Below are 26,802 nucleotides of genomic sequence, written 5' to 3' on the forward strand. Positions count from 1 at the left end.
CTTCGCCCAAGGGCTCTAGCGCCTCGATTCGATGGGGCACCCGGTAACCATGGCTGGCATGACCACGGCCCCCCTCCAAGGAGCGACAATGATTTTCACCGCTTGGGTCGCTGTGCTCGGTGCCGTTCTGCTGACCCTGGCCCTGACCTCCTCCTACCTGCGCTGGATGCCGGTCACCACCTCGGCGGTGTGCCTGGTACTGGGCGCCGCCATCGGCCCGATGGGGCTGGATCTGCTGAGGCTGGACCTCGCCGACTCGTCTGCCTGGATGGAACACCTCACCGAAATCGCCGTGGTGTTTTCGTTGTTCGTCAGCGGTCTCAAGTTGCGCTTGCCATTCAAGGACCACACCTGGCGCGTGGCCTATGGCCTGGCCGGCCCGGTGATGATCCTGACCATCGCCGGCCTGTGCCTGGCGCTGCACTACCTGTTCGGTCTCGGCTGGGGCGTGTCGCTGCTGATCGGCGCGATGCTGGCCCCGACCGATCCGGTGCTGGCGGCGCTGGTCCAGGTCAACGATGCCCGCGACGACGACCGGGTGCGCTTTGGCCTGTCCGGCGAGGCGGGGTTGAACGACGGTACGGCATTTCCGTTCGTGATCCTGGGTTTGCTGATGCTGCGCGAGGACGGCAGCGGTTTCCTCCTGGAGTGGACTTTGCGCAATGTCTTGTGGGCTGTTCCGGCCGGCTTGCTGGTGGGCTATTGGATGGGACGCGGGATCGGCAAGCTCACCTTGTCGATGCGCATCAGGAATGCCGATAGCACCCTCTCCCCCAACGATTACCTGGCCCTGGCGCTGATCGCCCTGGCCTATGTCGCCGCCGAGTCGATCCAGGGCTATGGCTTTCTCTCGGTGTTCGCCGCCGGGCTGGGCCTGCGTCAGGCCGAGGTCGCCTCCACCGACAAGGACGCGCCGCCCGCCGAGCACCTGGTACAACCGGTGGTGGGCCATGAGACCGTCGCGCCGCCCGAGGCGCTGGTGGGCGACACACAATCGCTGGATGAAGGACAGGTGGCCGCTGGCGTCATGATGGGGGACATGCTGGCCTTCGGCAGCCTGGTGGAACGCGCCATGGAGGTGTTCCTCGTCACCCTGTTGGGGGTCGTGCTGGCCAGCCATTGGGACTGGCGCGCCCTGGCCATCGGAGCACTGCTGTTTCTGCTCATCCGCCCACTGAGTGTGTTGGCGATGCCCTGGGGCCGCCTGCTGGACCGGCCCCAGCGCCTGCTGATCGGCTGGTTCGGCATACGCGGCATCGGCAGCCTGTTCTATCTGTTCTTCGCCCTGAACCATGTGCTGCCACCCGACGTGGCGCAACTGTGCACCAACCTGACCTTGTCGGTGGTCGCCCTGAGTATCCTGGTCCATGGCCTGAGCACCCAGCCAACGCTGACCTGGTATGAGAGTCGCAAGCAACCGGACCGTCGGCCTAGCCCCCCGGATCGGTCACCTGGATAAAGATCGAATAGCCTCCCAGCAGTACCCAGAACGTAGCGAAGATCCAGGGCGTGCGCAGGGAAAACAGCAGCGACTTGCGATAGCCCTTGTGGGTCGATTCCCGCTCGCTGAACAACGGCGACTCGTCATAGACCAGCCCCATCATCGGTTCGGCGCGCAGCAGCTCGCTCTGCTTGAAATGCCAGTGGTCGATGATCTCGTAGGCCGCGCGTATGCCCGGCCAGGCATTGAGGGAACTCAAGAACCCCAGTAGCGCCAGGAACGGTGGCACCACCAGGGTGAACAACTTGCCCCACTCCGGGTTCAGGTTGGCCATGCATGAGGCGAAGGCGATCACCAGGAAGGACTGGGCGGCCAGGTAGGCATCGGTTCGATTGGCCAGGATGCTGGTTTCGTACTGGATCTCCCGTCGATAGAAATCCAGCCGCTCCTTGGGAGAGCCGAACAGCTTGGCGTTGTGTTCCGTCAGTTCTTCTTCCTGGGTCTGGCTGGTCAGGATGCGGGGCATTGCGCAGGTCATTCCTCGATGATGATTGAGCTTCGTTGGAGGAACGCGCCATCGGGCAAGTTCAAGTCGATGGACCGCCGGTCCAACGAAACGTCGGGGCGCTGCCTGCGGTCTGTAGATCATCGAAAGCACGAGGAGCAAGCGGTGGATTATGTTGGATGGGTGCAATGGCCCGCGATGGTGGTGACGGTACTGGCGGCCTGGCTGATCGGCTCGCGCCAGCCGCGCCGGCGGGTGGCTGGGTTCAGTTGTTTCATCGCGAGCAACATCCTATGGGTGATCTGGGGCCTGCATACGGATGCCTATGCACTGATCGTGTTGCAGTTCTGCCTGTGCGCCATGAACCTGCGGGGGTTCAGGAAGAACACCACATAGCGCTGCGAACCGGGGGCCCTGCGCTCATTTCATCGTCTGCCCGATGGCCTTCACCAGGTCGATCTGCTTGAACGGCTTGGTCAGGCGCGGCAATTGCGTGGCGAAGCCTTCCAGGCGTTCGGCATAACCGGTGGCCAGGACGATGGGCAAGGTGGGCTGCCGGTCACGAAGCAGTTTGGCCAACTGCGCGCCGTCCATCTGCGGCATGGCCATGTCGGTGATCACCAGGTCGATGTCCTGGTTGGATTCGTACAGCTCCAGGGCCTGGGCCCCGGAGGACGCGCAAAGGACCCGGTGTCCCAGGTCTTCGATCAGCAGCCGGGTACTGGTCAGCACCAGGCTGTCATCGTCCACCACCAGCACCAGCAACTCCTGGGTCATCAGTGAAGCCGACTCCTGCACCTGGGCCTTCTGCGACACCTGGGCCTGCGCCACCGGCAGCCACAGTTCAGCGGTGGTGCCCACGCCCTTCTCGCTGAGCAGCAGCAGGCGGCCGCCCAGCTGTTCCGCCAGGCCATGGACCATGGACAACCCCAGGCCGGTGCCCTTGCCCACTCCCTTGGTGGTGAAAAACGGTTCGACGGCCGAGGCCAGGGTCGCTTCATCCATGCCCTCGCCCTCGTCGATGATCGACAGGCATACATAGCGCCCGGGCTTCATGGCGGCCTGTGGCGAGGCCGGGGTATCCCGTCGCTCATCGGCCGCGATCAGGATACGCCCCCCGTTGGGCATCGCATCACGGGCGTTGGTCGCCAGGTTGAGGATCGCCAGTTCCAGTTGGTTGACGTCCGCCAGTACGGGGGAAAGGTCAGGGGCAAAGGAAGTCTGGATGTGGAACGACGGGCCCAGGGAGCTTTGCAGCAAACCACTGATGCCCTGCACCAGGGCCGGCAACTGGACCGATTCGGACGTCAGTTTCTGCCGACGGGCAAACGCCAGCATCCGCTGGGTCAGGGAAACGCCGCGCAACGCGCCCTGGGTTGCGTTGTCCAGCAGTTGGGCAAGCTTGGGGTCGCCAGGCATGCGCTTGCGAACGATCTCCAGGTTGCCGAGGATCACCGTCAGCAGGTTATTGAAATCATGGGCGATACCACCCGTCAGTTGACCGATGGCTTGCAGCTTCTGGGACTGGAACAGCGCTTCGCGGGCTTGCTCCAGGGCCAACTGCGCCTGGGTGACATCCGTGATGTCACGGGTGATCTTGGCAAAGCCCAGCAATACGCCGGTATCGCTGCGGATCGCATCGATGACCACATGGGCCATGAATTGCGTGCCGTCCTTGCGCACCCGCCAGCCTTCGCCTTCGAAGCGCCCCTCCCGGGCCGCCGTACTGAGGGCCCGTTGCGGCAGTCCGGCGGCACGGTCCTTTTCGGTGTAGAAACGGGAAAAGTGCTGGCCGATGATTTCCGCTTCCTCATAGCCCTTGAAGCGTCGGGCACCGGAGTTCCAGCTGATGATGATGCCCGTTGGATCGGTCATGTAGATGGCGTAGTCGACCACGGCATCGATGAGCAGGCGAAAACGCTGTTCTTCGTTGATGAGGATGGGCTTGTTGTCGTTATCGGGCATGTTGGCCAGGGCATCCGTGGAGGCGTTTTTGCGAAGTATGGGGCAAGTCTGCTCTCAGGAAAAAGCACCAGGCAAGCCCGACGGAACATTCGGGTGGGCCATCTGGGGGTGTTCCTCCGTCACTGACCACCAGCGCGGCAACAAGTGCCGCACCCTGGCCTCGCCGAAACGGTCGTCGATCAGCATGACCACGCCACGGTCCTGCTGGGTACGAATGACCCTTCCCGCGGCCTGGACGACTTTCTGCAACCCCGGATACAGGTAGGTGTAGTCGTAACCGTCGCCGAAGATCGCGGCCATGCGCTGCTTGATCTGCTCGTTGACCGGGTTGAATTGCGCCAGGCCCAGGGTCGCGATGAACGCGCCGATCAGGCGGGAGCCCGGCAAGTCGACACCTTCCCCGAACGCCCCACCCAATACCGCGAAACCGATGCCCCGGCCATGTTCCTCGAAGCGTTCGAGGAAGGCTTGGCGGGGGGCTTCTCCCATGCCCCGCGATTGCGTCCAGGTGGCGATGTCCGGGTGACGCTCGGCAAACAGCCCGGCCACTTGCTGCAAATAGTCGAAACTGCTGAAGAATGCCAGGTAATTGCCAGGACGCGCGCTGAACTGGCGGGCCATCAACGCCACGATCGGTTCCAGGGATGCCTGGCGATGGGCAAACCGAGTGGAAATCCGGCTGACCACCTGGACGTCCAGCTGTTCGGCCTGGAATGGCGACTCCACATCGATCCAGACCGTGTCCGCCGGCGTGCCCAGCAGGTCGGCATAATAATGCCGGGGGCTCAGGGTCGCGGAAAACAGCACGCTGGCCCGGGCGGCCGTGAACCGTGGCCGCAGGAAACCGGCCGGCACCACGTTGCGCAGGCACAGGGTGGACCGGCTGCGCTGGCTGTGCGGCTCGCGCTTGTCTATATCGAACAGAAAGTGCTCATCGAACGACTCCGCCACCCGGGCGAACTGCAAGGCATCGAAGTAGAACGCCTGCAATGCGCTGTCCAGGCCCTGGGGATGGTCGTTGAGATAATCACCGATGGCCGTCGTGCATTGCATCAAGGCCTGCAGCAGCTTGTCCGGCGGTTTGTCGTAGGCCTGGTAGATCGCCAGTTGTGGCGCGTGCAGGGCGTTCCATTGCCGGTGGACCCGCTGCAAGGCTTTCTTCAGCGGTTCGGGAGCGCTCTTGCGCACGGCGGCCAGGGTCGACTGGTCGAGGGTCGCGCTGTACATCTGCCGGCCCCGCTCCACCAGGTTATGGGCTTCGTCCACCAGGGTCGCGACGGTCCAGCCATTGGCCTGGGCCAGGCCGAACAGCAAGGCGCTGAAATCGAAGTAATAGTTATAGTCGGCCACCACCACATCGGCCCAACGGGCCATTTCCTGGCTGAGGTAGTACGGGCACACCTGGTGGGCCAGTGCGATCTCTCGCAACGCGGCCTGATCCAGCAGCGTGACCTGGCTCGCGGCCTGGCGGGCAGCCGGCAGGCGATCATAGAACCCCCGGGCCAGCGGGCAGGACTCGCCGTGGCAGGCTTTGTCCGGATGCTCGCAAGCCTTGTCCCGGGCAATCATCTCCAATACCCGCAACGGCATCGACGGCGCGCTGCGGGTCAGCACCCGTGCCGCATCCAGGGCCAGTTTGCGACCCGGGGTCTTCGCCGTGAGAAAGAACACCTTGTCCAGTTTCTGCGGCGCCAGGGCCTTGAGCATCGGAAACAGGGTACCGACGGTCTTGCCAATGCCGGTGGGCGCCTGGGCCATCAGGCATCGACCGGTGCTGACGGCCTTGAACACCGACTCGGCCAGGTGTCGCTGTCCCGGCCTGAAGCCGGCGTGGGGAAAGGCCAGGGCCAGCGCACCGTCGTTGCGGGCCTGTCGATGGGCAACCTCCTGCTCGGCCCAGGCGAGGAACAGCGCGCACTGCTGCTCGAAGAAATCCCGCAGCTGGGTCGCCTCGAAGCTTTGCGCCAGGCGGGTTTCCCTTTCGCTGACGATATCGAAATACACCAGCGCCACATCGATGCGCGGCAGTTGCAACCTGTCGCACATCAGCCAGCCGTAGATCCTGGCCTGGGCCCAGTGCAACTGACGATGATTGGCCGGTTGCCGCGACAGGTCGCCCCGATAGGTCTTCACTTCCTCCAAGCAATTGCACAGCGGGTCATAACCGTCGGCCCGGCCCCTGACCTTCACCCCACGGTAGCTACCTTCGAGGCTGACTTCGGCCTGATAGCCCTCACTGCGACGCGACGCCACGGTGCGATGACCGACGATACCCTCCAGGGCCGTGGGCGACGGGGTGAATCGCAGGTCCAGGTCGCCTGTCTTGGCGGTGAACTCGCAGAGTGCCCGCACGGCGATGCTGTACACCGGCTCCTGGCTCATGCGCCCTGTTCCATCCATTGCACGTAGCACACGGCGACCGGCATCCGATGCTCATGGCAGAACTCCAGCCAGCGCAACTGATTGTCTTGCAGGCGATCGCCGGGGCCTTTGACTTCGATCATCCGGTAGGTCTTGTGCTGCGGCCAGAACTGGATCAGGTCCGGCATGCCGGCGCGGTTGGCCTTGATATCCAGCAGCAGGCGGTCGAACCAGTGTTTGAGGTGCGCGGCCGGCAGGCAGTCCAGCGCCTGGTTCAACAGCTCTTCGGACAAGGCGCCCCAGAACACGAACGGCGACTGGATGCCCCACTTTTCCACGTAGCGCCGGATGATGGTGTGCCGATAGCGGCCGTCGTCCAGCTCGGCAAAGCAGTCCGCGAACAGGTCGGCGCGACGGGCGTGGAAATCTTCGTTGAGCAGGTCCACCGGACCACGCTGGAACGGGTGGAAAAACGCCCCGGGTAACGGCGCGAATATCGCCGGCCAGCACAGCAGCCCGAACAGCGAGTTGATCAGGCTGTTCTCGACGTAATGCACCGGAGCGGCTTCATCGTGCAGGTGGGCCTGGACGTGATATTCCACCGACAGGGTCGGGTCGATGCGCGGCAGTTGCAAGTCCAGGCGCTCCACTTCCCGGGCCAGCATACGCGGCACCGGCGGGCCGCCGAGCTTGCGCCGCAGGCGGGGCACGATCCTGAGCAGGGCCTGGGCCTCGGCGGCGTCCTGGGGGGCCCCCGCAGCCTCTTCGCTCAATGCCAGGGCCAGGGCGTACTCGCCGATGCGCTCCAGCACACGGATCATCCGCAAACGGGCCCCGGGGTAGGTGCAGTCACGGTAGATGCCCAGGGCCAAGGCAAAGTCGGCGATGCGTTCGCCATACTGGCCGACCTGGAACAACAGCTTGCCCCGGCGGCGCTCCAGCCACGGGTTGCCCAGCTCCAGGGCATTGACCTGGGCGACGATGTCCTGGGGGGCCTCACCAGCTTCCAGGCGTTGCTGGCACTCGTACAGGAATACGCAGGCATCCACGTCCCGACGGCTGCGCAAGCCCCGTGATTCGGCGCTGAACGCCACGGTTTCATAGGTAAAGATGCCCAGGTCTGCCAGTACGAATTCCGACCAGTCCTGATAGAGGTTGCCGAAGAACATCAGCCGCAGACGATCGCAGATGCCCATGATGGTCAAGCTGTACAGCCGATCCTCAAGTTGCGGACACCAGGCGTGGAACGGCTGCGGCTCGTTGAACTGCTCGCCCAGGGCCTGGAGCCACTCGGTCTTCTTCGCCTTGGGCCGCTCGATCAGGTGCCCCAGGCACAGGAGAATTTCCGGTTTGAGCAGTACGTCGAACAACTCGGCGAGGCTTACGGGAACCTGTTCGACGACCCAACCCAGGGCCAGCAACGGTTCGACGGCGGTGCCGATGTCACCGATTTCGCAATAACTGAGCTTGCTGTGCCGAAAGCGCAATCCCTTGCGCATCACCATTCGCACCAGCAGGGCCTGGGACGCTCGGGGGACCGCTGCGAACTCATCGATGAAGCGCTGTTCCTCGGGGCTGAGCACATCGGCATAACGCTGCGTCAACCAGGCGAGTACCTGCTGGAAGTTGTTCAGATAGTAGAACGGATCGTCGAGGGGGTTGGCGGTCACGGAAAGAAGCGTCACAAATACTGGTTATGCGTACAGATATCAGCAACGAAGGGCACAGGCAACTGCAAAAGATGAGCGGTCTCCTATATTTAAAGGTGAAATCCTGCGGCCAGCGATGAACTTTCCTACAACAAGCGAGACCAATGGCGGTTGACTACAGTAGTGGCGCGGTCGAATCAGCCTGACCGCGCCTTTGATCGAGAGGTTATGGATATGAACATCAGATTTCTGGGCCTGCCTTTGGCCGCTGCCGCGTTCCTGGCGCTGGCCGGTTGCTCGACGCCGACCGTGGTGACCCTGCAGAACGGCACCCAGTATTTGACCCAGGACACCCCCAACACCCGCACCTCCGATGGCTTCTATGAATTCGAAGACATCTCGGGCAAGAAAGTCCGGGTTCGCGCCGACGAAGTGGCGACGATCCGCAAGGAAGACTGATCCTCTACAGGCTCTCTGCCCCCGGGGGGCCGCTCTCGCTCAGCGGACCTGATCGACATCCATTTCCAGGGCCAGGCCGCCCTCGTCGCAACTGATGGTCGCCCCCGTCCTTCGCAAGGACTGTTCCTGCATGCGCAGGCAATGCTCGTATTCCTGCCGGTTGGAACGATCGATACTGATGTTTCCGGTGATGCCCGGCCTCTTCGCCGCCTCGATGTCCACCCTGATCCAGGACCTGGGCATCTGCAACTCGAAACGCGGCAGGTGCGAAGGCGCATCTGCGCGGTGGTCGCCCTCGGCCATGGGCAACTGGTCGGCAGAGATGCCATACCGGGTCAGGATCGACTGATCCGGTAGATCCGCCAGCACGCCAACCGAAACCATTGCCCCCATCAGACCGATGAACAACCCTTGTCTACCCTTCACTGCAGTACCTCTCCTCATACGTGACGAGGGGACATGACCTCATGCGGTGCCGAAGCCTTGACGGCCCGGTTTCCCTCCTGGTCGATGCCCCCTCTCACGTCTTCCTCGAATCAAGTCAATCAGGCGAACACAAGGCCGTCGCCTCCTACCTGGGCCAGTCCGACACCCACCAGGGTCACGGAGCTGTCGCCTACCTTGAGCAAGGTGTCGTTGCCCACCTGCGACAGGTGCTGGCGGTAGTCGTAACCCGCGCCGGCGCCTTGGACGCCCAGGAACACCAGTGTGTCGCCGGCATCATACCCGCTGATGCGGTCCTGGCCGAACGCGCCATTGAAGATAAACGTGTCCTGTCCGCCACCGGACTGCATCACGTCGTTGCCCGAACCGCCCACGAAGGTGTCGTTCCCCGCGCCGCCCACCAGCACATCGTCGCCGTCCAGGCCGAACAGCCAGTCGCCTGTCGCCCGGGCCGCCAGGGTATCGTTGGCCGCACCGCCCTTGACCGCTGACGCATACGCGGTGACATGGCCATCGCTGACCAGGCCGTTCGCGGTGACGCTGTGGCTCACCTGATCCTTGAGCAGCCCCCAGAACGAGCCGGACTCCTTGCTCACCAGCGTGCCGATGTCGCGGGTCATGCTGATCTCCCCATGGGCGTCACGCACGTACAGCGTTCCCGCCCCATCATGGGCGAAACTGAAATCCTTCACCGACTGTTGCAGCTGCAAGGTGTTGTTGCCCTGACCGCCCAGGATCACGTTGTAGCCGCCACTGTCGCGAAAGGTGTCATTGCCGGCGCGTCCCTCCAGGTAATCGCTGCCCTGCCCGCCCTGGATCAGGTCATCCTTGTCGCTGCCGATGATCAAAGTGCTGCCCGTATGAGCCTCGGCGTTGCGATTGAGGTCCTGCACCCACGTATTACCGCGTGCCGGGTCCGAGAGGTTGGCGACCACGATGGTAGAGTCTTTGCCGGTGAGGTCATAGAACGCGGAGTCCATTATCCGCCCCATGCCGTCGCCGTAGCCCGTGGGCAGGTGGGAAATCCAGGTCGGGATGTTGAGGATGGAAAACGGCAGCACGTTCCATGCCGCCGAGGCGTAATGGTCGTTGAAGCTGACGATGTTGTTGGTCGCCGAGTCCTGGTGCGCGTCATGTACCCCCACCGACGACAGGTTGAACGTCGAGCCGTCCAGCGCCCGGAACACCGGGTCGTTCTCGTAACCGATGTTCAAGACCTTGTCACTGGCGCTTTGGGTGGGTGATGCATAGGCGATGTAGTTCGCGCCGCTGTAGAAGCCCCCCCACTTGTCGCCGCTCAGGTCCGCCAGGCTGTTGACCGCCAGCCCGCCCAGGCTGTGGCCGCTGACCAGTACGTCTTCGCCTGTCAGGCCATGGGCCCGGGCAAATGCCGCGACATCGCCGAGCAGGTTGCCGAAGGCTTCGCCGACATAGTTTCTGGCGAAGTCCTTGGGGCCCAGCGCGGCCATCACATCATGGATTACATCGCCGATGGAGTCGCTGATCAGGTTTTCACGAGGACCGCTGGTGCCGCGAAAGGAAATCCCGATTTCCTTGAGCTGCCCGTCGGCATCGTACTTGCCGAGGATTTCCACCTGGGCGGTGGTATAGCCGGCCTTCTCGCCAAAGAACGTTCCCCGGCCGTCCACCTTGCCGGCATAGCCCAACTGGGAGGCGCTGATGGGGGTCCAGCCGGCCTTTTGCAGCGCTTCCAGGGCCAGCTTTTCCGAGTCGGGATTCCATGGCACGCCGGGAATCACCCCTTGGGAGTCGGTGCCTCCCAGCAGGGCCGTCACCAAGGTCGCGGGCAGGCCGGCGCCGAAGCCGTTCTGCTGGTACCCGGCGGCAAAACCGTGGTCGAGGTTGTGATAGGAATACAGCATGATCGCCATCGCATCGCTGACCAATGCCTTCGATTCGATGGTGCCGAAGTTCTTGTAGTCGTAGATTCCCATGGTTGTTGCACTCTTTTTGTTGTTGGAATGAGTGGATATGCCTTGCCCGACGCGCTCGCACAGCAGCGGCCGGGCAACGTTTTCAGAAGCGCCAGTCCAGCGTCAGGCCGACGCCGTGGTTCTTGTCCCGGGAACCGAGCAGGCCGTTGTAGTCCAGGTTGAGCTGGACGTCCTTGGCCACCGCCAGCCCGGCACGGGCCCCCACCACCGCCGCGTTGCGGTCCATGGACACGCTCTGCACCGCGAAGGTGCTGCCACCGCCGACGAACGCCAGGTCCTGCTCGGAACGGGTGTCGCTCAGGTTGTGCTGCCAGCCGAGGGTTCCGGACAGCTGCAACTGCTGCGTCCTGGACAACGCCAGGGTATGCCCGGCCCGCACGCCCAGCGTCGACAGCAGCGCGTCGCGACGGTCGTCACCGGCACGCAAGGCGGCGGCGTCGCCCTTCTCATGGAAGCTGTCGCTGTCCAGGTGCACATAGGCCAGGTTGGCGAACGGCTCCAGGGCCACGGGTTCAAGATCAAGGCGATACGCCGCCTCGGTGAAGAACTGGGCGGTGCGGGCATCACGCTTGGTTTTCTCCCGGCCGTTCACCTCGTTGAATTGCAGGTCGCGCTGGACATCGATGCGATGCCAGGCGTAGGCACCACCCACCGTCAGGCGCAGGGCATCGATCTCATGCCCCAGGTACGCCCCCAGGTGATAGCTGTCTGCCTTGGCTGACGAGTGGGTGCCATCCCCCATGCTCAACGAACTGTCGCTGTACCCGGTGACGAAGCCCAGCCGCGTCCCGTCGGCGACCAGGCCATCCACACCGGCCAGCAGACCGCCAATGGAGCTGGTGGAACTGGCGTTTTCGTTGCCGCCGTCGCTTTTGCCCCAGGCTCCCAGGACCTTGACCCAGGCATTGCTGCCGGCATCGGTCGGCGCGGCGGCGTCGTACAGCGCGTCCTGTCGCAACCGGTCGATCACCGCGTCGCGCAGATGACGGCTGTCATTGATCAGCAACGTGCCGATGGCCGGGTGGATCTCGCCGGACAGTTGTTGGAATGCCTGTTGCGCCACCGCGGCGCTGGGGGACAGCAACAACGCTTCATACAAGGCGTTGCCCGCCCCCAATTGCTCGGCTGCGCTCGCCACGGCGCGCTGGTTGGGCGTCAGGCCAAGGCTGCTGAAGGAGGTCGCGTTGCGCGCCACCGCCAACTGGATGCCACTGGCGGAGTACGCCAGGTCGCCGCCCAGGAACGCATAGTCGGGCAACACCTGATCGAAGCGCCCTTCAATGCCGCCGGCCGCCTGCAGGATGTTTAATTGCCGGCCCAGCAGGCTTTTCACTTCACCGGCGGTGAGCAGTGTCGGGCTGTTTTCCAGAGACAGGGATACCGTCGCCCCGTCGATGATGGCCTTGCCGCCGGCAACGATCAGGTCGCTGGAGACAGGAGACACCTCTACCGCGTAATTCGAGCCGGGCTCGAAGGTCACGTCTGCGGCCACCTGCAAGGTGCCGATGGAGTTGCCCGGTGCCACGCTGGCGCCGCGTTTCGCCGTCAGGCTGGCGATGCGACCGTTGCCGCCGAGGATACCGCCCTCGTTCACGGTCACGGCCGAGGCCAGGGAGCCGGTGACCGCCAGCCGCCCTTCGTTGACCAGGGTCGGTCCGCTGTAAGTGTTGTTACCGGTGAGCACCAGGGTGCCGATGCCTTCCTTGGTCAGGCCGCCGTGCCCGGAAATATCGTTGCGCCAGACATCCAGGCCGCACTGTATGCCACTGCACACTCGCTGGGTGGGCAGGCCTGCATCGATGACCGCGCCGATCCCCGGCAGATTCGCGACGAACTGGCCGGAGCCATAGGCGCCATCGACCCGAAACGCTTGGGGTATATCCTGCGCGGTCACCAGCATCGACGGCCCGTCGATGGCCTTGCCCAGGTTGATCATGCCCCAGCCGTACAGCGCGTCGACACCCGGCGCGCCCATGTCCGTGGCCGTGGTGCGCAAGACGCTGGCCACCTGGGCACCGGTCATGTAGGGGAAACGCTCCATCAGCACCGCCACGCTGCCGGCCACATGGGGCGCGGCCATGGACGTACCGCTCTTGTTGGCGTAGCCCACGGTCAGGTCGTCCAGGCTGGTGCCGCCGATCACGGCGCTGTAGACCCGGGTGCCCGGTGCCGAGACGCAGAAACTGGCGGTATAGCCACAGCGCGAAGAGAAGGTGCTGATGGTGTACGGGTCGGCACTGCTGGTGTCAGGGTTGATCTGCAGGGCCGCCACCGTCAGCCAGTTGGGGGCGATGTCCGGCACGAAGTACGCCAGGCCCGCGATGGCGTCGGGGTTGTTGAGGTTGTAGTCGTTGCCGGCGGCGAAGATGGTGACGATCCCGCTGCGGGCCGCGGCGATGGCCCCTTCGTAGGCGCCCCCGGCCCGGGTACCCAGCAGCGGTTCGATCTGGTCGAACTGCAACTGCGCATCCTGCACGGTGAAATGCGCAAATGCCGGGTCACGGCCGCCCTGGTCGAAGCGGTCAGTGATGCCGATGCCCCAGCTGTTGTTGATGATCCGAGCCCCGCTGGCAATCAGCGCATCCCAACCGGCCTTGTACACCGCGCCATCGTTGCCCCGGATAATGCCGTCTTCAGGCCCCGGGTCGCCGTTATCGGCGCTGATGATCTGCGCATCGAACGCCACGCCGTGCATCGACCCGCCATCGCGGCTGCCGGCGGCGATCCCGCCGACGTGGGTACCATGGGAGCCGAGCTTGCCATCGGAGCCCACCGTGGGAGAGCCGTCATAGCGGAACGGGTCGCCGGCCTTCACCGGAATGTACGGGTCGGTGTATTCGCGAATGCCGCTGGTGACCAGGGTCACCACCTTGTCGGTGCCGGAGAATTCCGGGTGGGCGGCATAGACCGGTTGATCGAAGATACCCAGCTTGACGCCCTTGCCAGTGTAGCCGGCGGCGTAGGCCTGCTGTGCATTGATCGCCCCAAGCCCCCACTGCGCATCGAATTCGGCGCTGCGCCAACTGGCCGGATCCCCGGGCCGGCCACCCTCGACGTAGGGCGCCGCCTGGGCCGTGCCCAGGGTAGCCAGGGCGCAGAGCATGGCGCGGTTGAGCGTCCTGGGCAGGAACAGGCGCCCCGGTAGCGAGGGGTATTTCTTGTTATCGGTCTTCATCACGAACCATCCTTAGTTGTTGCAAGAATCCTTGGGTTGCCTTGGTCGGCTATTGCCCCCGTGTCACGAAGGCCTCGTCCACTTTCGCCAGGTCCTGTTCCCCCAGGGTGCCGGCGTAGTAGTGCAACTTGGTCCAGGCCATGAGGTAGTCATAGCGGGCCTCGGCCAGGTCGCGGCGTGTGGTGTAGAGCTGCTGTTCGGCATTGAGCGCATCGAGGTTGACCCGTTCGCCGCCCAGGATGCTCTGCCGGGTGGACACCACCAGCGCTTCGGCGGAACTCAGGGCTTTCTGGTAGGCCCGCAGCTTGTTCGCCCCCGACACACAGGCGCTGAACTGGCGGCGCAGCTCGATCAGGGTTTCGCGGGTCTTGGCATCCAGCTCGTATTCGGCCTGTTCCATGTTGCGGCTGGCCTGGCGGGTCGACGCCGAGACCCCGCCGCCGGCATACAACGGCACGCTGACTTCCAGGCCGATGGTGTTGGTGTCGTAGCGCTGGTTATAGGTGTTGCCGCTTTCGGACTCGTTCTGGCGCATCGTTGCATAGGCGCTGATGGTGGGCAGGTGTCCGGCGCGGTTGCGTTCCACTTCAAAGCGGGCCACATCTACCGCCTGGCGCTGGGAAGCCAGGGTCGGGTTGTTGCTCACCGCCAGGCCATGCCAGCTGTCGAAACTGGCCGGTTGCAGGGTGAACACCTGGAAGGTCTCGTTCAGTGGCGCCAGGTCGCCGATGTCCAGCGCCGGCACACCGATCAGCGCGCCAAGCTCACGCAAGGCGGCATCCTGCTCGTCGCGGGCTTCGATTTCTTCGGCAATGGCCAGCTCGTATCGCGACTCGGCCTCGAGGATGTCGGTGCGCGTGCCTTCGCCCTGGCGAAACATGTGTTCGTTCTGCCGGAACTGCTGTTCGAACGCCCGTTTCTTGGCCTGGGCGATGTCGATCTGATCCTGGGCGAACAGCGCCTGGGTGTAATGGCTCAGCACCCGCACCAGGAGCTCCTGGCTCTTGCTGCGGAAATTTTCATCGGCGAACAATGCCTGCGCCACACCCTTGCGATAGGCCGCGTAGGCCTCGTAGTCCAGCAGCGGCTGTTGCAAGGTCAGGCTGGAGCCGTAGCTGCTGTAGTTGCGATTGTCATGCTGACTGGCGCCGTGGTCATTGAGATAGGTCACCTTGGATCGGTTACGCCCCTTGTTATAGCTGTAACCCAGGTGAGGCAGCAGCCCCGCACGGCCGATGGCGCGGTTCTCCAGGCCCGCGTCGCGTTCCTTGATAGCCCCGAGGTAGACCGGGTCGTTGCGCAGGGCCTGCTCATAGATCTCGAATGGCCCCATGGCCCAGACGTTGCCGCAGGCGGAAACAGCCAGCACCGCCAACCACTGGAAATACTTCATGCCACCGGACATCCTTATTCTTCGGTCAACGCAGAGCCGGCTCGGTCGAGCAGCGGTTTGAACAGGTAGTTGAGCAGCGAGCGCTCGCCGGTGCGCACGAACATCTGCGCCGGCATGCCAGGCTTGATCACCAGGCCATTGAGCTTTTCCAGCGCCTGCTCGCCGACATTGCTGCGCAGCACGTAATACGGCTCGCCGGTCTTCTCATCGAGCATCTGGTCGGCCGAGACCAGGCTGACTTCGCCCGCGACCCTGGGGGTGCGGTTCTGGTTGAAGGCGGTGAAGAGGATGTCCACCGGCAGATGAAGCCCCACCTTGTCGACCAGGTTGACCGGCAGATGCCCTTCCACCTCCAGCCGCGTGCCCTGGGGCACGATTTCCAGCAAGGTATCGCCCTGGCGCACCACCGCCCCTTCGGTGTGCACCCCGAGGTTGACGGCGATGCCGTCGGCGGTGGCAAGGATCTCGCTGTGTTGCAGCTCGAAGCCGGCGGATTTCAATTGCTGTTGCAGGGTCTCGCTCTTGAGCTGGGCATCGGCCAACTGGCTGCGCACTTCCTTCTGGTATTCCTCGCCATGCTGTTGCAGCTTCAGGCGCGACTCGACGATGCCCTGCTCCACCCGGCCGCTTTCACCGGCGTTCTGGGCCAGCTCCTGCTGTACCTGCGACAATTGCCGCTGGTACTCCAGCAAGCGATTGCGCGGGATGTAACCATTGTCCGCCAGAGGTTGCAGGTTACTCAGTTGCGAACGCAGTGAATCGGCCTGGGCGCTCAAGTCGCTGCGAGCCCGACGCATGCCCGCCAGTTGCGCCGTGGCGCCATCGATGCTGGCGCGCAACGCGGCCTGCTCCCGGGCAAAGGCCTCGCGGCGGCTGCTGAACAGCTGGCGCTGGCCTTCGAGCACCAACGCCAGGCGGGGATCAAGGTCATCGCCCAACTCTGACGGGAAGCTGACCTGGCCCAGGTTGTCCCGCTCGCTTTGCCAGCGCGCCAGGCTGGCCCGGGCCATGCGGTACTGGGCCTGCAGCGATTGCACATCGGCAGCGGCCTGGGTCTGGTCAAGCCGGAACAGCGCCTGGCCCTGCCTGACCGCCTCGCCTTCACGCACCAGGATCCGGCTCACCACACCGCTGCTCATCGACTGCACGGCCTTGCGCTTGCCTGAGACCACCACGGTGCCTTGCACGGCGATGCCCTGGTCCAGGGGCGCCAGGCTGGCCCAGGTGAAAAAACTGCCCGCGCCGATGAGCGCCAATGCCCAGCCCATGCGGGTAAAAAAACGGGCGTCGCGTTCGGGACGCTCGAGGTGTTGTCCCGAGCGCGAAGAATGTTCGAGGCTCATATCGCGATCCTTGTTCATACGCTGCCGGGCTGGCGGTTGGCGTGATACTGGCGGCTCATGCTCACTCCGCTGGGCGCTGCCGGGGGCTTATCCCGTGGAGCCTGGGTTTGTCCGGACAGCTCTCGCAGCACGTCCTGGCTCGGACCGAAGGCCTGGAGCCGGCCTTCGTTGAGCACCAGTAGCTTGTCGGCCTGGGCCAGGGCCGAAGAGCGATGGGTCACCAGGACGACACTGGTGCCCTGGGCTTTCATCAGGGCAATGGCGCTGGCCAGGGCGGCCTCGCCGACGGTGTCGAGGTTGGAGTTGGGCTCGTCGAGCACCACCAGGCTCGGCCGGTCGTACATCGCCCGGGCCAGGGCCACCCGTTGTTTCTGGCCACCCGACAAGCCGCCGCCGTCCTCTCCAAGCAGCGTGTCGTAGCCTTGGGGCATGCGCAGGATCAGCTCATGCACGCCGGCCTGCTGCGCGGCGGCAACGACCTTCTGCGGATCGGCCTCGCGAAACCGGGCGATATTCTCGGCGATGGTGCCGCTGAACAGCTCGATGTCCTGGGGCAGGTAGCCGATGTACGGGCCCAGCTGGTCGCGGTTCCAGCGATGGATATCGGCCCCGTCGAGCCGCACCGTGCCCCCCAGGAGCGGCCATACCCCCACCAGCGCCCGGGCCAGGGTGGACTTGCCGGACCCCGAGGCGCCCAGCACCCCGAGCACTTCCCCGGCGGCGAGACCGAAGCTGACGTGATGCAAGGTCGCCTGGCGTCGTCCGGGAGGCCCGGCGCTGACCTGTTCGAAGCTCACCTGGCCCTTGGGCGGTGGCAATGGCATCGTGTCGTCCTGAGGCGGATAGGCGCGCAACAACGCATCCAGACGGCGATAAGCCAATTTGGCACCGCTCCACTGCTTCCATACTGCAATCAACTGATCGATGGGGCTCAGCACCCGGCCCATCAGTATCGAGCCGGCGATCATCATGCCGGCGGTCATGTCGCCCTTGATCACCAGCACCGCGCCCAATCCCAGTGCCAGGGATTGCAGGCACAGGCGCAGGGTCTTGCTGAAGGCGCTGATCACCGCGCCAGTATCGCTGGCCTGGTTCTGCAGGCCGAGAAAACGCGAGTGCACAGCAAACCAACGATTGCGCAAGGCGTCGAGCATGCCCATGGCCTGGATGGATTCGGCGTTGTGCAGGTGGCTGGTGGCCAATTGGCTGGACTGCTGCGAATAACCGCTGGCCTGCCCCAACGGCTTGCTGGTCATGATTTCGTTCAGGCAGGCCAGGCCGATAAGCAACAAAGTGCCGACGGTGGCGAACACGCCGAGCCAGACATTGAACAGGTAGATCACCAGTAGATAGATCGGGAACCACGGTGCATCGAAGAAGGCGAACAGCGCCGGCCCGGTGACAAACTGGCGAATATGGGTCAGGTCGCCCAGGGATTGGCCGGCGTTGCCTTCGCCCTGGAACAGGTTGCGCTCGAACGCGGCCTTGTAGACCTGTAGGTTGAAGCGCCGCTCCAGTTGGCTGCCAATGCGGATGACGATGAAACTGCGGACCATTTCCAACAGCCCGATGAACACGAAAAACCCCACCACCATCAACGACAACATCACCAATGTGGTTTCGTTTTGCGAAGACAGCCCGCGATCGTACACCTGAAGCATATATATCGAAGGTGCCAGCATCAGGACATTAATCAGCGCAGTAAAACAACCGACACTCAACAGAATATTCTTATAATCGCCCAGCGCTTTAATCAGCGGCAGCGCGGCAGCGCTCCTTGCCATGTTCATCGATCTTCCTTGCTGTTGGCTTTGCCAGTGAGTTGATAACTCTGCAACTTGCCAATCTTCCAGGCTTTGTACGAAAAGTGCCTGATCGTCCCTCGGCAATTTTTCGTGCAACCCCTACTCATTCAAGTGGCACACACCCCTGTTCGCACCTGTTCAAACAAGCGAGTGCAAATCGGCGATATTGTACGAACGATTTAACGCGCGCTTTGCGGGATATCGCGTTCAAGCAGGATTTTCAATCCGGATTTCAGCGTCACCTGGTAATGGTCCGTCTGGCGCAATCCCAGATGTGTCCGGGCATTCTGTTTGCCGATCAGCGAAAGCCCATCGGGTTCGGGGAACCAATGCACCGGTTCATCTCCGAGCCAGTGACCCAGGCAATCGGTCTGGCCGCCCAGGCTCTGGTCCGCGTTGAGCTCGATCGTGCAAGTGTTGGACGGTTTGTCCTGCAATGCCTGGGCCGGCGCATTTTCCTGGGGGCCAGACAAGACGGCCCGCCAGACACCAGCCAACTGTGAGGGTTCTGCTAGCAACAGGCTGCGTGCCATGGCGACTTCTCCAAAAAGCGATAGCGAGGTAGCGAGTAGCCAGGCGATTGCCGGGGCGCTACGGCGCATGGAATTTCTACTCATTTCTTGATTCCAACGCTGCCCCTGGGGGCTGGCGCCAGCCGTGCGTCTTCAACACGACCAGCGCCAGCGCCCCAGGGTAGCGATATCAGGCCACGATGTCCGAGACGGCTGCCTGGCCGACGGTGCTGACCAGGAAGTCAGCCACGCCATGGCCGGAGAAGTCCACCGCCAGTACGCTATTGCCACCCGAGGTCGAGAGCACCGCATCGCCCGCCGCACCGGTGAAGGCATTGACGAAATGCAGGCCTGCGCCGTTGGTGATGCCCGTCAGGTCGATCTTGTCCAGGCCACTGACGAAATCGAGGATCTGGTCCGTGGCGCCCGGACGCGAGTCGGAACTGGCCGCGAACACGAAGGTGTCCGAGCCCGAACCGCCCCACAGCTTGTCCGCGCCGCCCGCGCCCCACAGGATGTCGCTGCCGGCACCACCCTTGAGCTCGTTGGCCACTTCATTGCCGATCAGCAGGTCGCTGCCCGAGCCGCCAATGGCGTTTTCGATGGTTGCGCCCTGGGCGATGGACACGTTGCCGACCATGCCGCCAACGTCAGAGAACGAGGCATCGTTGAGATTGATCTTCTGGTTCTGGGTGAAGCCGGAGAAGTCCAGCGTATCGCGTCCGCCCGCGTCCCATACCGAAAACACCACCTTGTCCGACGATGACGAAGCGCTGAGGAAATCGCGACCGGTATTGGAATTGAAGCCGTAGGTCGTATCGCCGGTACGGGTGCTGGTGTTGGCCCCGTAGAGTTTCTGGATGGCGGCGATGTCGTCCATCAACGGTCCGGAAGCATAGGCCTCGACCCCGCCCTTGCTGAAGTTCTGGTCGGTATTGCTTTCGCTCCAGTAGCTCATGAGGCTGTAGCCGCGGGTGTCCTCGGCATACGTGGCATCATCGTAGGACGGGCTGCCTTCACCGGCGTTGTAGTCGCCGGGGTGGGCCAGGCCAAGGGTGTGGCCGATCTCGTGGGTCAGGGTCTGGCGACCGTAGTTGTTGAGGTCCGGGTTCTTGTTCTGGGTGTAGCTGCTGTTGATCAGGTACCAGGACGTCCCGTCATACCCCGCGCCGGTACCAGGGAGGTAGGCGAAGGCCGCCGCACCGTCCTGGCCGCTGCTGTAGTTGCCGAAGGTCATGTGGCCGTCGCCGCCGCTGGCCCTTTCGGTAAACGTGACGTTGGCAACATCCGACCAGGACTGCATGGCCAGGACCGCCTGGCCTTTCTGCTGGGCGCTGAACTGGCTGAAACCGCTGATCCCGTGCTTGTTCATGGTGCTCGAGGAGGCAGAGGTCAGAAAGGTATAGGTCAGCTCGATCTTGCCGCTGCCGTCCCGATCCTGGTAGGCCGCGCCATCACGCAGCAACTGGGTGGCGGCTTCATCCACGGAATACGAAGGCTTGCCGTTGATGGTCAGGTCCCCACCCCGGTCATATTGATGGCTGAAATTATTGATCTGGTTGAATGCGGTACTGGGGGCGGCCAAGGGCTGCGGAGCCCACAGGAGTTGATCGGCAGAATCAATGGCGCTGGTTTTGATTTTCGACATAAACACACTTCCTTGTTTGCAATGGAACAGTTTTTGTCAGACAGACAATCTCTGGCGAGATCGTCCAATCACTCGCCCAATTGAGGACGCAAGAAAACTGACACAATTCGAAATCAAACGTCTAGCGAATTTTTTCGAATCCGCAAAGCACCCGTTCAAGCAACTAAGCCGGGTACGCGGCGCTGTCCCCGTTAATACGGGCGCTTATCGAATTTCGTTTAGGATTGTCGGACAAAATCCTATTTAAATATTAAATATCGATAAACACGACTTGGCGAAACCCGTCGCAGTTTCAACAACTAAGTGCCAGCGAAACGCTATTAATCAATATCTACCAAGCACTCTACGAAAACTCTTGGGACGAAGGTCAGGCGAGGCGGTTTTCAACGCATGTAAGGAGCATCAAGGCTTTTCGTGTTCACCGACTTTCGCCGCGCAGACTTCTCGCAGGCAACCTCGAAGCCAACGATGCCCGGGGTCGGCCTCCATCCGTGGGTGCCAGAGCATGGCTATCGTGAAGGACGGCACCGCAAACGGCAGCGCAAAACTGTGCAAGCCGACGCGAAGCCGCTCGGTGTAGCGTTCGGGCACGGTGGCGATCAGGTCGCTGGCACCGGCAAGCCCCAGGGCCGTGGAAAACCCGGGGACCGTGATAGCGATGTCTCGCGACAGGTTCGACGCTGCCAGCGCGCGGTCGATGGGGCCGTGATCGAGGTCGCGCAGGGAAACCCCGATATGCCCGCCCGCCACGTAGTCGGCGACGCTGACCTGGGCCAGGCTCAGCGGATGCCCCACGCGCACCACCCCGACGAAACGGTCTGTGAACAACGCCTGGGTTCTCAATTCGGGGCCGGTGTCCTGGTCCACGACAGCGGTTTCCAGGTCCACGCTGCCCTCGCGCAGGGCCGTGCTGTCCTTGTTGGCCTTGTCCACGAAGCGCAACCGCACGCCAGGCGCCTGCTCGGCGATGCGGGCGATGAGGTCCGCCGCGAAGTTTTCCACGAACCCTTCACGGGTGCGCAAGGTGAAGGTCCGGCTCAACCGTCGCAGGTCCGGAATCTGCACGGGGCGCAGCACAGCCTGGGCATCCTGTACCAACTGTGCGACCTGCTCGCGCAACGCCAGCGCCCGTGGCGTGGGGACCAACCCTCGCCCGGCCCGCACCAGCAGCGGGTCTGCCAAGGTGTCCCGCAACCGTGCCAGTGCCCGGCTCATCGCCGACGGGCTGAGCCGCAGCCGCTTGGCGGCACGGGCCACACTGCCCTCCGACAGCAATGCATCGAGGGTGATCAGCAGGTTGAGGTCTGGAACGGACATTCGCACGGCCCTGTACTGAGAGATGGCGTCGTATGCAGCTATAAAGTGCAAATGCTGCGTCTTCCGCCATGTTAAGCCTGGGCGTACCGTTCTGACAGCTCCATTTCAGGAAAGCCGCAGACAGAGGAACCGCGATGAAGCCAGTCAATACGCAACAGTGCCCGCCACTCGACACATCTCCTCGGACCACGGCCTGGCCACGCTGGGCGCTGTCCAGCCTTGCGCTGGCGACGCTCCTGGCTTCTCTCGGCGCCAGTGTCGCTGCAGTGGCCTTGCCGGCGCTGGCCCACGGGCTGAATGCATCGTTTCAGGCGGTGCAATGGGTGGTGCTGGCTTATCTGCTGGCGATCACCACCTTGATCGTCAGCGTCGGGCGCCTGGGGGACTTGCTGGGGCGACGCAGACTGCTGCTGGCCGGGATCCTGCTGTTTACCCTGGCCTCAGCCGTGTGCGGCCTCGCACCGTCCCTGGGGTGGCTGGTCGCGGGACGAGCCTTTCAAGGCCTGGGGGCGGCCATCATGATGACGTTGACCCTGGCCCTGGTGGGCGAATTGGTCGACAAGGACCGGACCGGCAGCGCCATGGGGCTGCTGGGCACCCTGTCGGCGGTGGGTACGGCCCTTGGCCCTTCCCTGGGGGGCACGCTGATCGAGGGGTTCGGCTGGCAGGCGATCTTCCTGCTGAACGTCCCCTTGGGGCTGCTGACGCTGCTGCTCGCCTGGCGCTTCCTGCCTGCACGCGCCAGCGCGACCAGCACCGACAGCATCCGCTTCGATATCCCCGGCACGGTGTTGCTGGCGATGGCACTGGGCGCCTACGCGCTGGCCATGACCCAGGGTCGCGGGCATTTCGACGGGACTCATGCCGCCTTGCTGGCGCTGGCCGCCCTGTGCGTGGGGTTGTTCATCCGGGTCCAGAAGCAAGCCATATCGCCATTGATTCCCCTGGGGCTGTTGCGTGATCGCCCCATGGTCGGTGGCCTGGCCACCAACGCCCTGGTGGCGACGGTGATGATGGCGACCCTGCTGGTGGGGCCGTTCTACCTGGCCATCGCCCTTGGCCTACCGGCGACCCAGGTGGGGCTGGCCCTGGCCGTCGGACCCGCCACAACCGCGTTGAGCGGGGTGCCTGCCGGGCGCCTGGTGGACCGGTTCGGCGCGGGCACGATACGGTTGATCGGGCTGGCGATCATGCTGCTCGGCTGCGTCGGGCTGACGCTGTTGTCAGCGTCCTTGGGAACGACCGGCTACATCGCGACGATCATGGTGACCACCGTGGGCTACGCACTGTGTCAGACCGCCAACAACACAGCGGTGATGGCCGAAATCCCCGCCAGCAGGCGTGGCGTCATCTCCGCGCTGCTCAACCTGTCGCGCAATCTGGGGTTCTTTACCGGCGCTTCGGTGCTCGGCGCGGTCTTCGCCGCCGCGCTGCCGACGAACGGTATCGGCGCGGCCACTGCCCAAGCGGTCACCAACGGCCTGAATTTCACCTTCGCCACCGCTTCATTATTGATGGTCCTGGCTCTGGTCATTGCCTTGCGAAGCCGCGTCCCAGAGCCGTTTCGGGAAGTTGAAGCGTCCCCACCCCGCCAATGATGGCAATATGATTTCCAATGCCCAAGTCATGATGCAGATCAAAAAAAAGTGAACCAATCGCAAAATGGACTGAAAAAAGCCACATGACATTCATTTTCAGGTGCTATTTTTAGGTCTCACTGGTAGAGCCATGATGGCTCTTCCTTCCTGACATGAGCAAAAGGAAGCGCTTGATGAAGAGGGCGGGCAACAGATGAATAGAGGATCGTCCGGCAAGGTTACGTTTCCCAACGCCTGCCAGTTGATGCGTTGGCATTTCCACCCCATGGGTTTCGAGGCCAGTATGGACGCCCCGGGCAGCATGGTGGCCCGGCTGTTCGACCGCGCCAGCGGCGAAACCATGATCGCGATTGCGGGCATTCCCTGCGCGACCGTGATGAACGCTCCCGATGTGGAGCGAATCATCGAGGCGGTGGAAGCGGAGCTGGAAGCCTTTGTGCCTCCCGTTGGCTTGAGGCGATTTGCATCCTGACGAAAAAAGCCCACGCCAGTGGGCTTTTTTGTGGGCGACGGTTTCACACCCTGGCGAACCGTCACCCACCCCGGGCGCGGCGCTGGTCGGCAAAGAAGGCCTTGCCCGTTCCGATGCGATCCGAGGCCCTGGGCGCATTGGCGGCCTGGCCTTCCTGCCCGTCGACGTACCAATAGCAGTGCTGCACTGCTCGTGTGATCCCCACGTAGGCCAGGCGCAGGATCTCGTCTTTCTGCGCCGTATCGTACGGTTCGGCATCCCCGTCCTGTCCCAGCCCGGCCATTCGGTAGACCTGATTCTTGTAGGGCGAGCTGCTCAGGTGCTGGCAGTCACCAAGCAGGAATACCGCATCCGCCTGTAGCCCTTTAGCACTGTGATAGGTCATCTGGCGCAAGCGGCGAGCCGGATGCGGCAAGCTAGAATCCACATTAACTATTGGCTGAATATGCTTTTCTATCAAAAGCTTATCGCTTGTTTTTCGATACAACATCAAGATTGAATCGCCCTTGCGATAATGTTCTTCCAGCTTGCGGGCCATGCCCTCGTCGTCGCGGTCGAGCACCGCGACCGGGCTGGGTACCGAAGGCTTGCCGCTGGCCTTGGCTTTCTTGCCGGGGATGGCGGCGGCGGCCCGCACGATGTGCTCGGCCGCATCGATGATGTATTGATGGCTGCGGTAGTTGTCCGTGAGCATGACCCGGGTGTTCGCCGGCGACGGAAACTGCTTGGTGAACGCCATGAAGTAACTGGGTGAGCTGCCGCGCCAGCCGTAGATGGATTGCCAGTCGTCCCCCACGCACAGCAATGACGAACGTTGCGCGGCGCGCCCCACGTGCATGGCCGCTCCACGACTGCGCACTTCTCGAAGACAGGCGCGAAGCCAGGAGACGATCTGCGGCGAGACGTCCTGGAACTCGTCGATCATCAGGTGCGACAAGGGCCGTAGGTGCTCATCGCCCAGCAATCTGAAGTTTTCCGGTGAATGCTCGCTGAACAGCGCGAACATCCGGTTGTAGGTCATCACAGGTGGCGACTGGTCGAGCAGATGGTCTTCGAAGGCTCGCCAGAAACGACTCAGTGCCTCGAAAAAGTATCGGTCCGGGTCGTCCTGTGCGAAGCACATCTGTCCTACCGCATCCGGAACGTCCAGGCCAAGGTTCTCGATGAAACTGGCGGCGGCCACGAAACAATCCAGCAGCGGTGCCGCCCCCAGTTCGCCCTTGACCTTATAGTCGAACCCTGGGCCGGCGCTGGCATCCCCAGCCAACGCACTCAAAACACGTCTTGACGATTCGTAACTTTCTATCCATATCAATGGCTTACGACAGAAAGCTTGAAACAGGGTGCGCTTTACAGCCCATTCCGCCCGGATGCCCAGGCGTGCCCCCGGTCGGCTGAGCCGGGCATCCTCCTGCGGGTCGAAGCCCAGCATTACCCAGGCATCCAGCGAGGCAATGTAGCCATGGCAGTGGAATGTCGAGCCGTTGATCTGGAAGGTCTGGCGCCTGGGCTCGATGCCCTTGATGGGCCACGCCCCGGCGCGGAACCACAGGTCCTCGATGGCATCGCACAACTCTTCGTCACGCTGGGCGGCAAGTTCGGTGACGGCGACGCGTTTCTGTACATCGGGGTGGTCGCGCTCCAAGGCCTTGAGTTGCAGGGCGTGCCGGGACAGCGAGCCGATCAGCTCACGGAATCGTTCATCGCGCTGGTAAAGGTGGTGATAGCAGGCGTTTAGCTGCTGGCGTTGAGCATCATTGATGCGCAAGTCAAAGGGATTGCCCTCATCGTCATCGCCCGCCACCGCGCGATGGCTCAGGGTCTCGAAAGCCTGGAGCCGTTCGAATCCCGGCAGGCTGCGCACCATGGGCAGAATTCTCGAATGGAAGGTCCGCACCAGGTCTCGCGCTTCCTTGAGACTGACCGTACGCCCCCACAAGGCGAAAACCTCGATCAGTTTCTGGATGAAATCCTTGCGTGACTCGCGGGTGAAGGTCACCACGGTCATCGAATCCAGTTCGAACCCCAGGTATTGGGACAGCAGCACGATACGCAGCACCAGGGTCGTGGACTTGCCCGCACCGGCCCCCGCCACCACCGAGGTGGACGGTGTGTCGCTGAAAATCATCTTCCATTGCGCGGCACTGGGCTGCGCGTGGGCGGGCAGCAATCGGGCCACATCCGCCTTGATGCGTTTCTTCAGTTCAGCGGTCAAGGGCAGGCGCCAGTCATCGAACAACAGATCATCGACTCTCGGCGCCGGGTGCTCGGTGCTGCGAGCGTCACGGATCAACAGGACCTGGCGCCCCTCTTCCAGCCCCTCGGCCCGGCCTTCCTGATATCCGTAATCGAAACCGGCGGTATGACCACTACGAAAACCATCCGCCTGACCGTGCAACCACGATGCCCGGTGCTGGGCTCGCAGCCGCGTCAGGCCGTGGCCGAACAAGCGCGCGGCCAGGCGCTTGAGCAGCGGCATCTGGGCCACGGGTAGAAGTTCGGGAGGAAGATCGGGAGAGTGTTGCGCCACGCTGAAAAACTCCGGTGTACAGAACCATGGGCGCTATGGTGTCTTGATTTGCCGTTGAGTGCCACTCAAAAGCTTGCAGGTCAGAGGGTTAGGCGATGAACTGAAAGTGCCTTGATAACGCCAGCACCGCGGGCCTGTCCCTCAAGCAAGGCTGCCGGATACGGGCAATCGACGAGCATTGGGGCGATCCGGTATCGTGCCGTTCGATACCTTGTCCTTCCCTTGGGCAA

General features: G+C 63.1%; 19 protein-coding genes. 5 read left to right on the plus strand and 14 right to left on the minus strand.

What is annotated here, in order from left to right:
* Positions 1–88: 88 nt before the first annotated feature.
* A complete protein-coding gene (locus BLP99_RS22050; protein ID WP_072398469.1) occupies positions 89–1,459 on the plus strand; it encodes a cation:proton antiporter in 1,371 nt (456 codons plus the stop codon).
* Here BLP99_RS22050 and BLP99_RS22055 read toward each other — a convergent pair.
* Complete coding sequence (locus BLP99_RS22055; protein WP_072398468.1) at positions 1,431–1,967, minus strand: hypothetical protein; 537 nt, start codon at positions 1,965–1,967, stop codon at positions 1,431–1,433. The genes BLP99_RS22050 and BLP99_RS22055 overlap by 29 nt on opposite strands.
* 144 nt (positions 1,968–2,111) lie before the next feature.
* Here BLP99_RS22055 and BLP99_RS22060 point away from each other — a divergent pair, with 144 nt between their 5' ends.
* Positions 2,112–2,342 (plus strand): hypothetical protein, encoded by a 231-nt coding sequence (locus tag BLP99_RS22060; RefSeq protein WP_053151292.1) that lies wholly within the window; start codon positions 2,112–2,114, stop codon positions 2,340–2,342.
* Positions 2,343–2,366: 24 nt separating this feature from the next.
* On the opposite strand, the gene BLP99_RS22065 is transcribed toward BLP99_RS22060, so the two are convergent.
* Genes BLP99_RS22065 through BLP99_RS22075 form a run of 3 tightly spaced genes read right to left on the minus strand, consistent with a single transcriptional unit; the run spans position 2,367 to position 7,942 of the window.
* The gene (locus tag BLP99_RS22065; RefSeq protein ID WP_092181745.1) at positions 2,367–3,911 is read right to left on the minus strand and encodes a response regulator; all 1,545 of its coding nucleotides are present in this window, start codon (positions 3,909–3,911) and stop codon (positions 2,367–2,369) included.
* A gap of 54 nt (positions 3,912–3,965) precedes the next feature.
* Entirely contained in the window at positions 3,966–6,293 is a 2,328-nt protein-coding gene (locus BLP99_RS22070; protein WP_092181748.1) for an ATP-dependent DNA helicase, read from the minus strand.
* A complete protein-coding gene (locus tag BLP99_RS22075; RefSeq protein WP_076406949.1) occupies positions 6,290–7,942 on the minus strand; it encodes a VRR-NUC domain-containing protein in 1,653 nt (550 codons plus the stop codon). The genes BLP99_RS22070 and BLP99_RS22075 overlap by 4 nt, the downstream gene beginning before the upstream one ends.
* Before the next feature lie 213 nt (positions 7,943–8,155).
* Between BLP99_RS22075 and BLP99_RS22080 the strand changes: the two genes are divergently transcribed.
* Positions 8,156–8,380 (plus strand): YgdI/YgdR family lipoprotein, encoded by a 225-nt coding sequence (locus tag BLP99_RS22080; protein ID WP_053151286.1) that lies wholly within the window; start codon positions 8,156–8,158, stop codon positions 8,378–8,380.
* Between the two features lie 39 nt (positions 8,381–8,419).
* On the opposite strand, the gene BLP99_RS22085 is transcribed toward BLP99_RS22080, so the two are convergent.
* The 9 genes from BLP99_RS22085 to BLP99_RS22125 all read right to left on the minus strand — a co-directional run bounded on the left by BLP99_RS22085 (position 8,420) and on the right by BLP99_RS22125 (position 21,972).
* A complete protein-coding gene (locus BLP99_RS22085; RefSeq protein WP_072398463.1) occupies positions 8,420–8,806 on the minus strand; it encodes a hypothetical protein in 387 nt (128 codons plus the stop codon).
* 119 nt (positions 8,807–8,925) lie between these two features.
* On the minus strand, positions 8,926–10,779 hold the full coding sequence (locus BLP99_RS22090) for a polyurethane esterase (RefSeq protein WP_072431180.1): 1,854 nt from the start codon (positions 10,777–10,779) through the stop codon (positions 8,926–8,928).
* Between the two features lie 82 nt (positions 10,780–10,861).
* Positions 10,862–13,882, minus strand: a complete 3,021-nt coding sequence (locus BLP99_RS22095; protein WP_231991137.1) for an autotransporter serine protease — start codon at positions 13,880–13,882, stop codon at positions 10,862–10,864.
* Positions 13,883–14,003: 121 nt separating this feature from the next.
* The gene (locus BLP99_RS22100; protein ID WP_072398460.1) at positions 14,004–15,347 is read right to left on the minus strand and encodes a TolC family outer membrane protein; all 1,344 of its coding nucleotides are present in this window, start codon (positions 15,345–15,347) and stop codon (positions 14,004–14,006) included.
* A gap of 14 nt (positions 15,348–15,361) precedes the next feature.
* A complete protein-coding gene (locus tag BLP99_RS22105) occupies positions 15,362–16,708 on the minus strand; it encodes an HlyD family type I secretion periplasmic adaptor subunit (RefSeq protein WP_072431178.1) in 1,347 nt (448 codons plus the stop codon).
* Positions 16,705–18,480, minus strand: coding sequence for a type I secretion system permease/ATPase (locus BLP99_RS22110; RefSeq protein WP_072398458.1), 1,776 nt, complete (start codon positions 18,478–18,480; stop codon positions 16,705–16,707). The genes BLP99_RS22105 and BLP99_RS22110 overlap by 4 nt, the downstream gene beginning before the upstream one ends.
* A 194-nt stretch (positions 18,481–18,674) precedes the next feature.
* Positions 18,675–19,112 (minus strand): AprI/Inh family metalloprotease inhibitor, encoded by a 438-nt coding sequence (locus tag BLP99_RS22115; protein ID WP_176776520.1) that lies wholly within the window; start codon positions 19,110–19,112, stop codon positions 18,675–18,677.
* 85 nt (positions 19,113–19,197) lie between these two features.
* A complete protein-coding gene (locus BLP99_RS22120) occupies positions 19,198–20,655 on the minus strand; it encodes a serralysin family metalloprotease (protein WP_092181758.1) in 1,458 nt (485 codons plus the stop codon).
* Positions 20,656–21,057: 402 nt separating this feature from the next.
* Positions 21,058–21,972: a LysR family transcriptional regulator gene (locus BLP99_RS22125; RefSeq protein ID WP_072398455.1), complete on the minus strand. Its 915-nt coding sequence runs from the start codon at positions 21,970–21,972 to the stop codon at positions 21,058–21,060.
* Between the two features lie 134 nt (positions 21,973–22,106).
* Here BLP99_RS22125 and BLP99_RS22130 point away from each other — a divergent pair, with 134 nt between their 5' ends.
* Together BLP99_RS22130 and BLP99_RS22135 are read left to right on the plus strand one after the other, a co-directional pair.
* A complete protein-coding gene (locus BLP99_RS22130; protein WP_092181761.1) occupies positions 22,107–23,570 on the plus strand; it encodes an MFS transporter in 1,464 nt (487 codons plus the stop codon).
* Between the two features lie 193 nt (positions 23,571–23,763).
* Complete coding sequence (locus BLP99_RS22135) at positions 23,764–24,042, plus strand: DUF1652 domain-containing protein (RefSeq protein ID WP_072398453.1); 279 nt, start codon at positions 23,764–23,766, stop codon at positions 24,040–24,042.
* A 61-nt stretch (positions 24,043–24,103) separates the two neighbouring features.
* On the opposite strand, the gene BLP99_RS22140 is transcribed toward BLP99_RS22135, so the two are convergent.
* Positions 24,104–26,572, minus strand: coding sequence for a UvrD-helicase domain-containing protein (locus tag BLP99_RS22140; RefSeq protein WP_092181764.1), 2,469 nt, complete (start codon positions 26,570–26,572; stop codon positions 24,104–24,106).
* Between the last annotated feature and the right edge of the window lie 230 nt (positions 26,573–26,802).

It is taken from the genome of Pseudomonas sp. NFACC32-1 (assembly GCF_900101215.1).
Lineage (GTDB): Bacteria > Pseudomonadota > Gammaproteobacteria > Pseudomonadales > Pseudomonadaceae > Aquipseudomonas.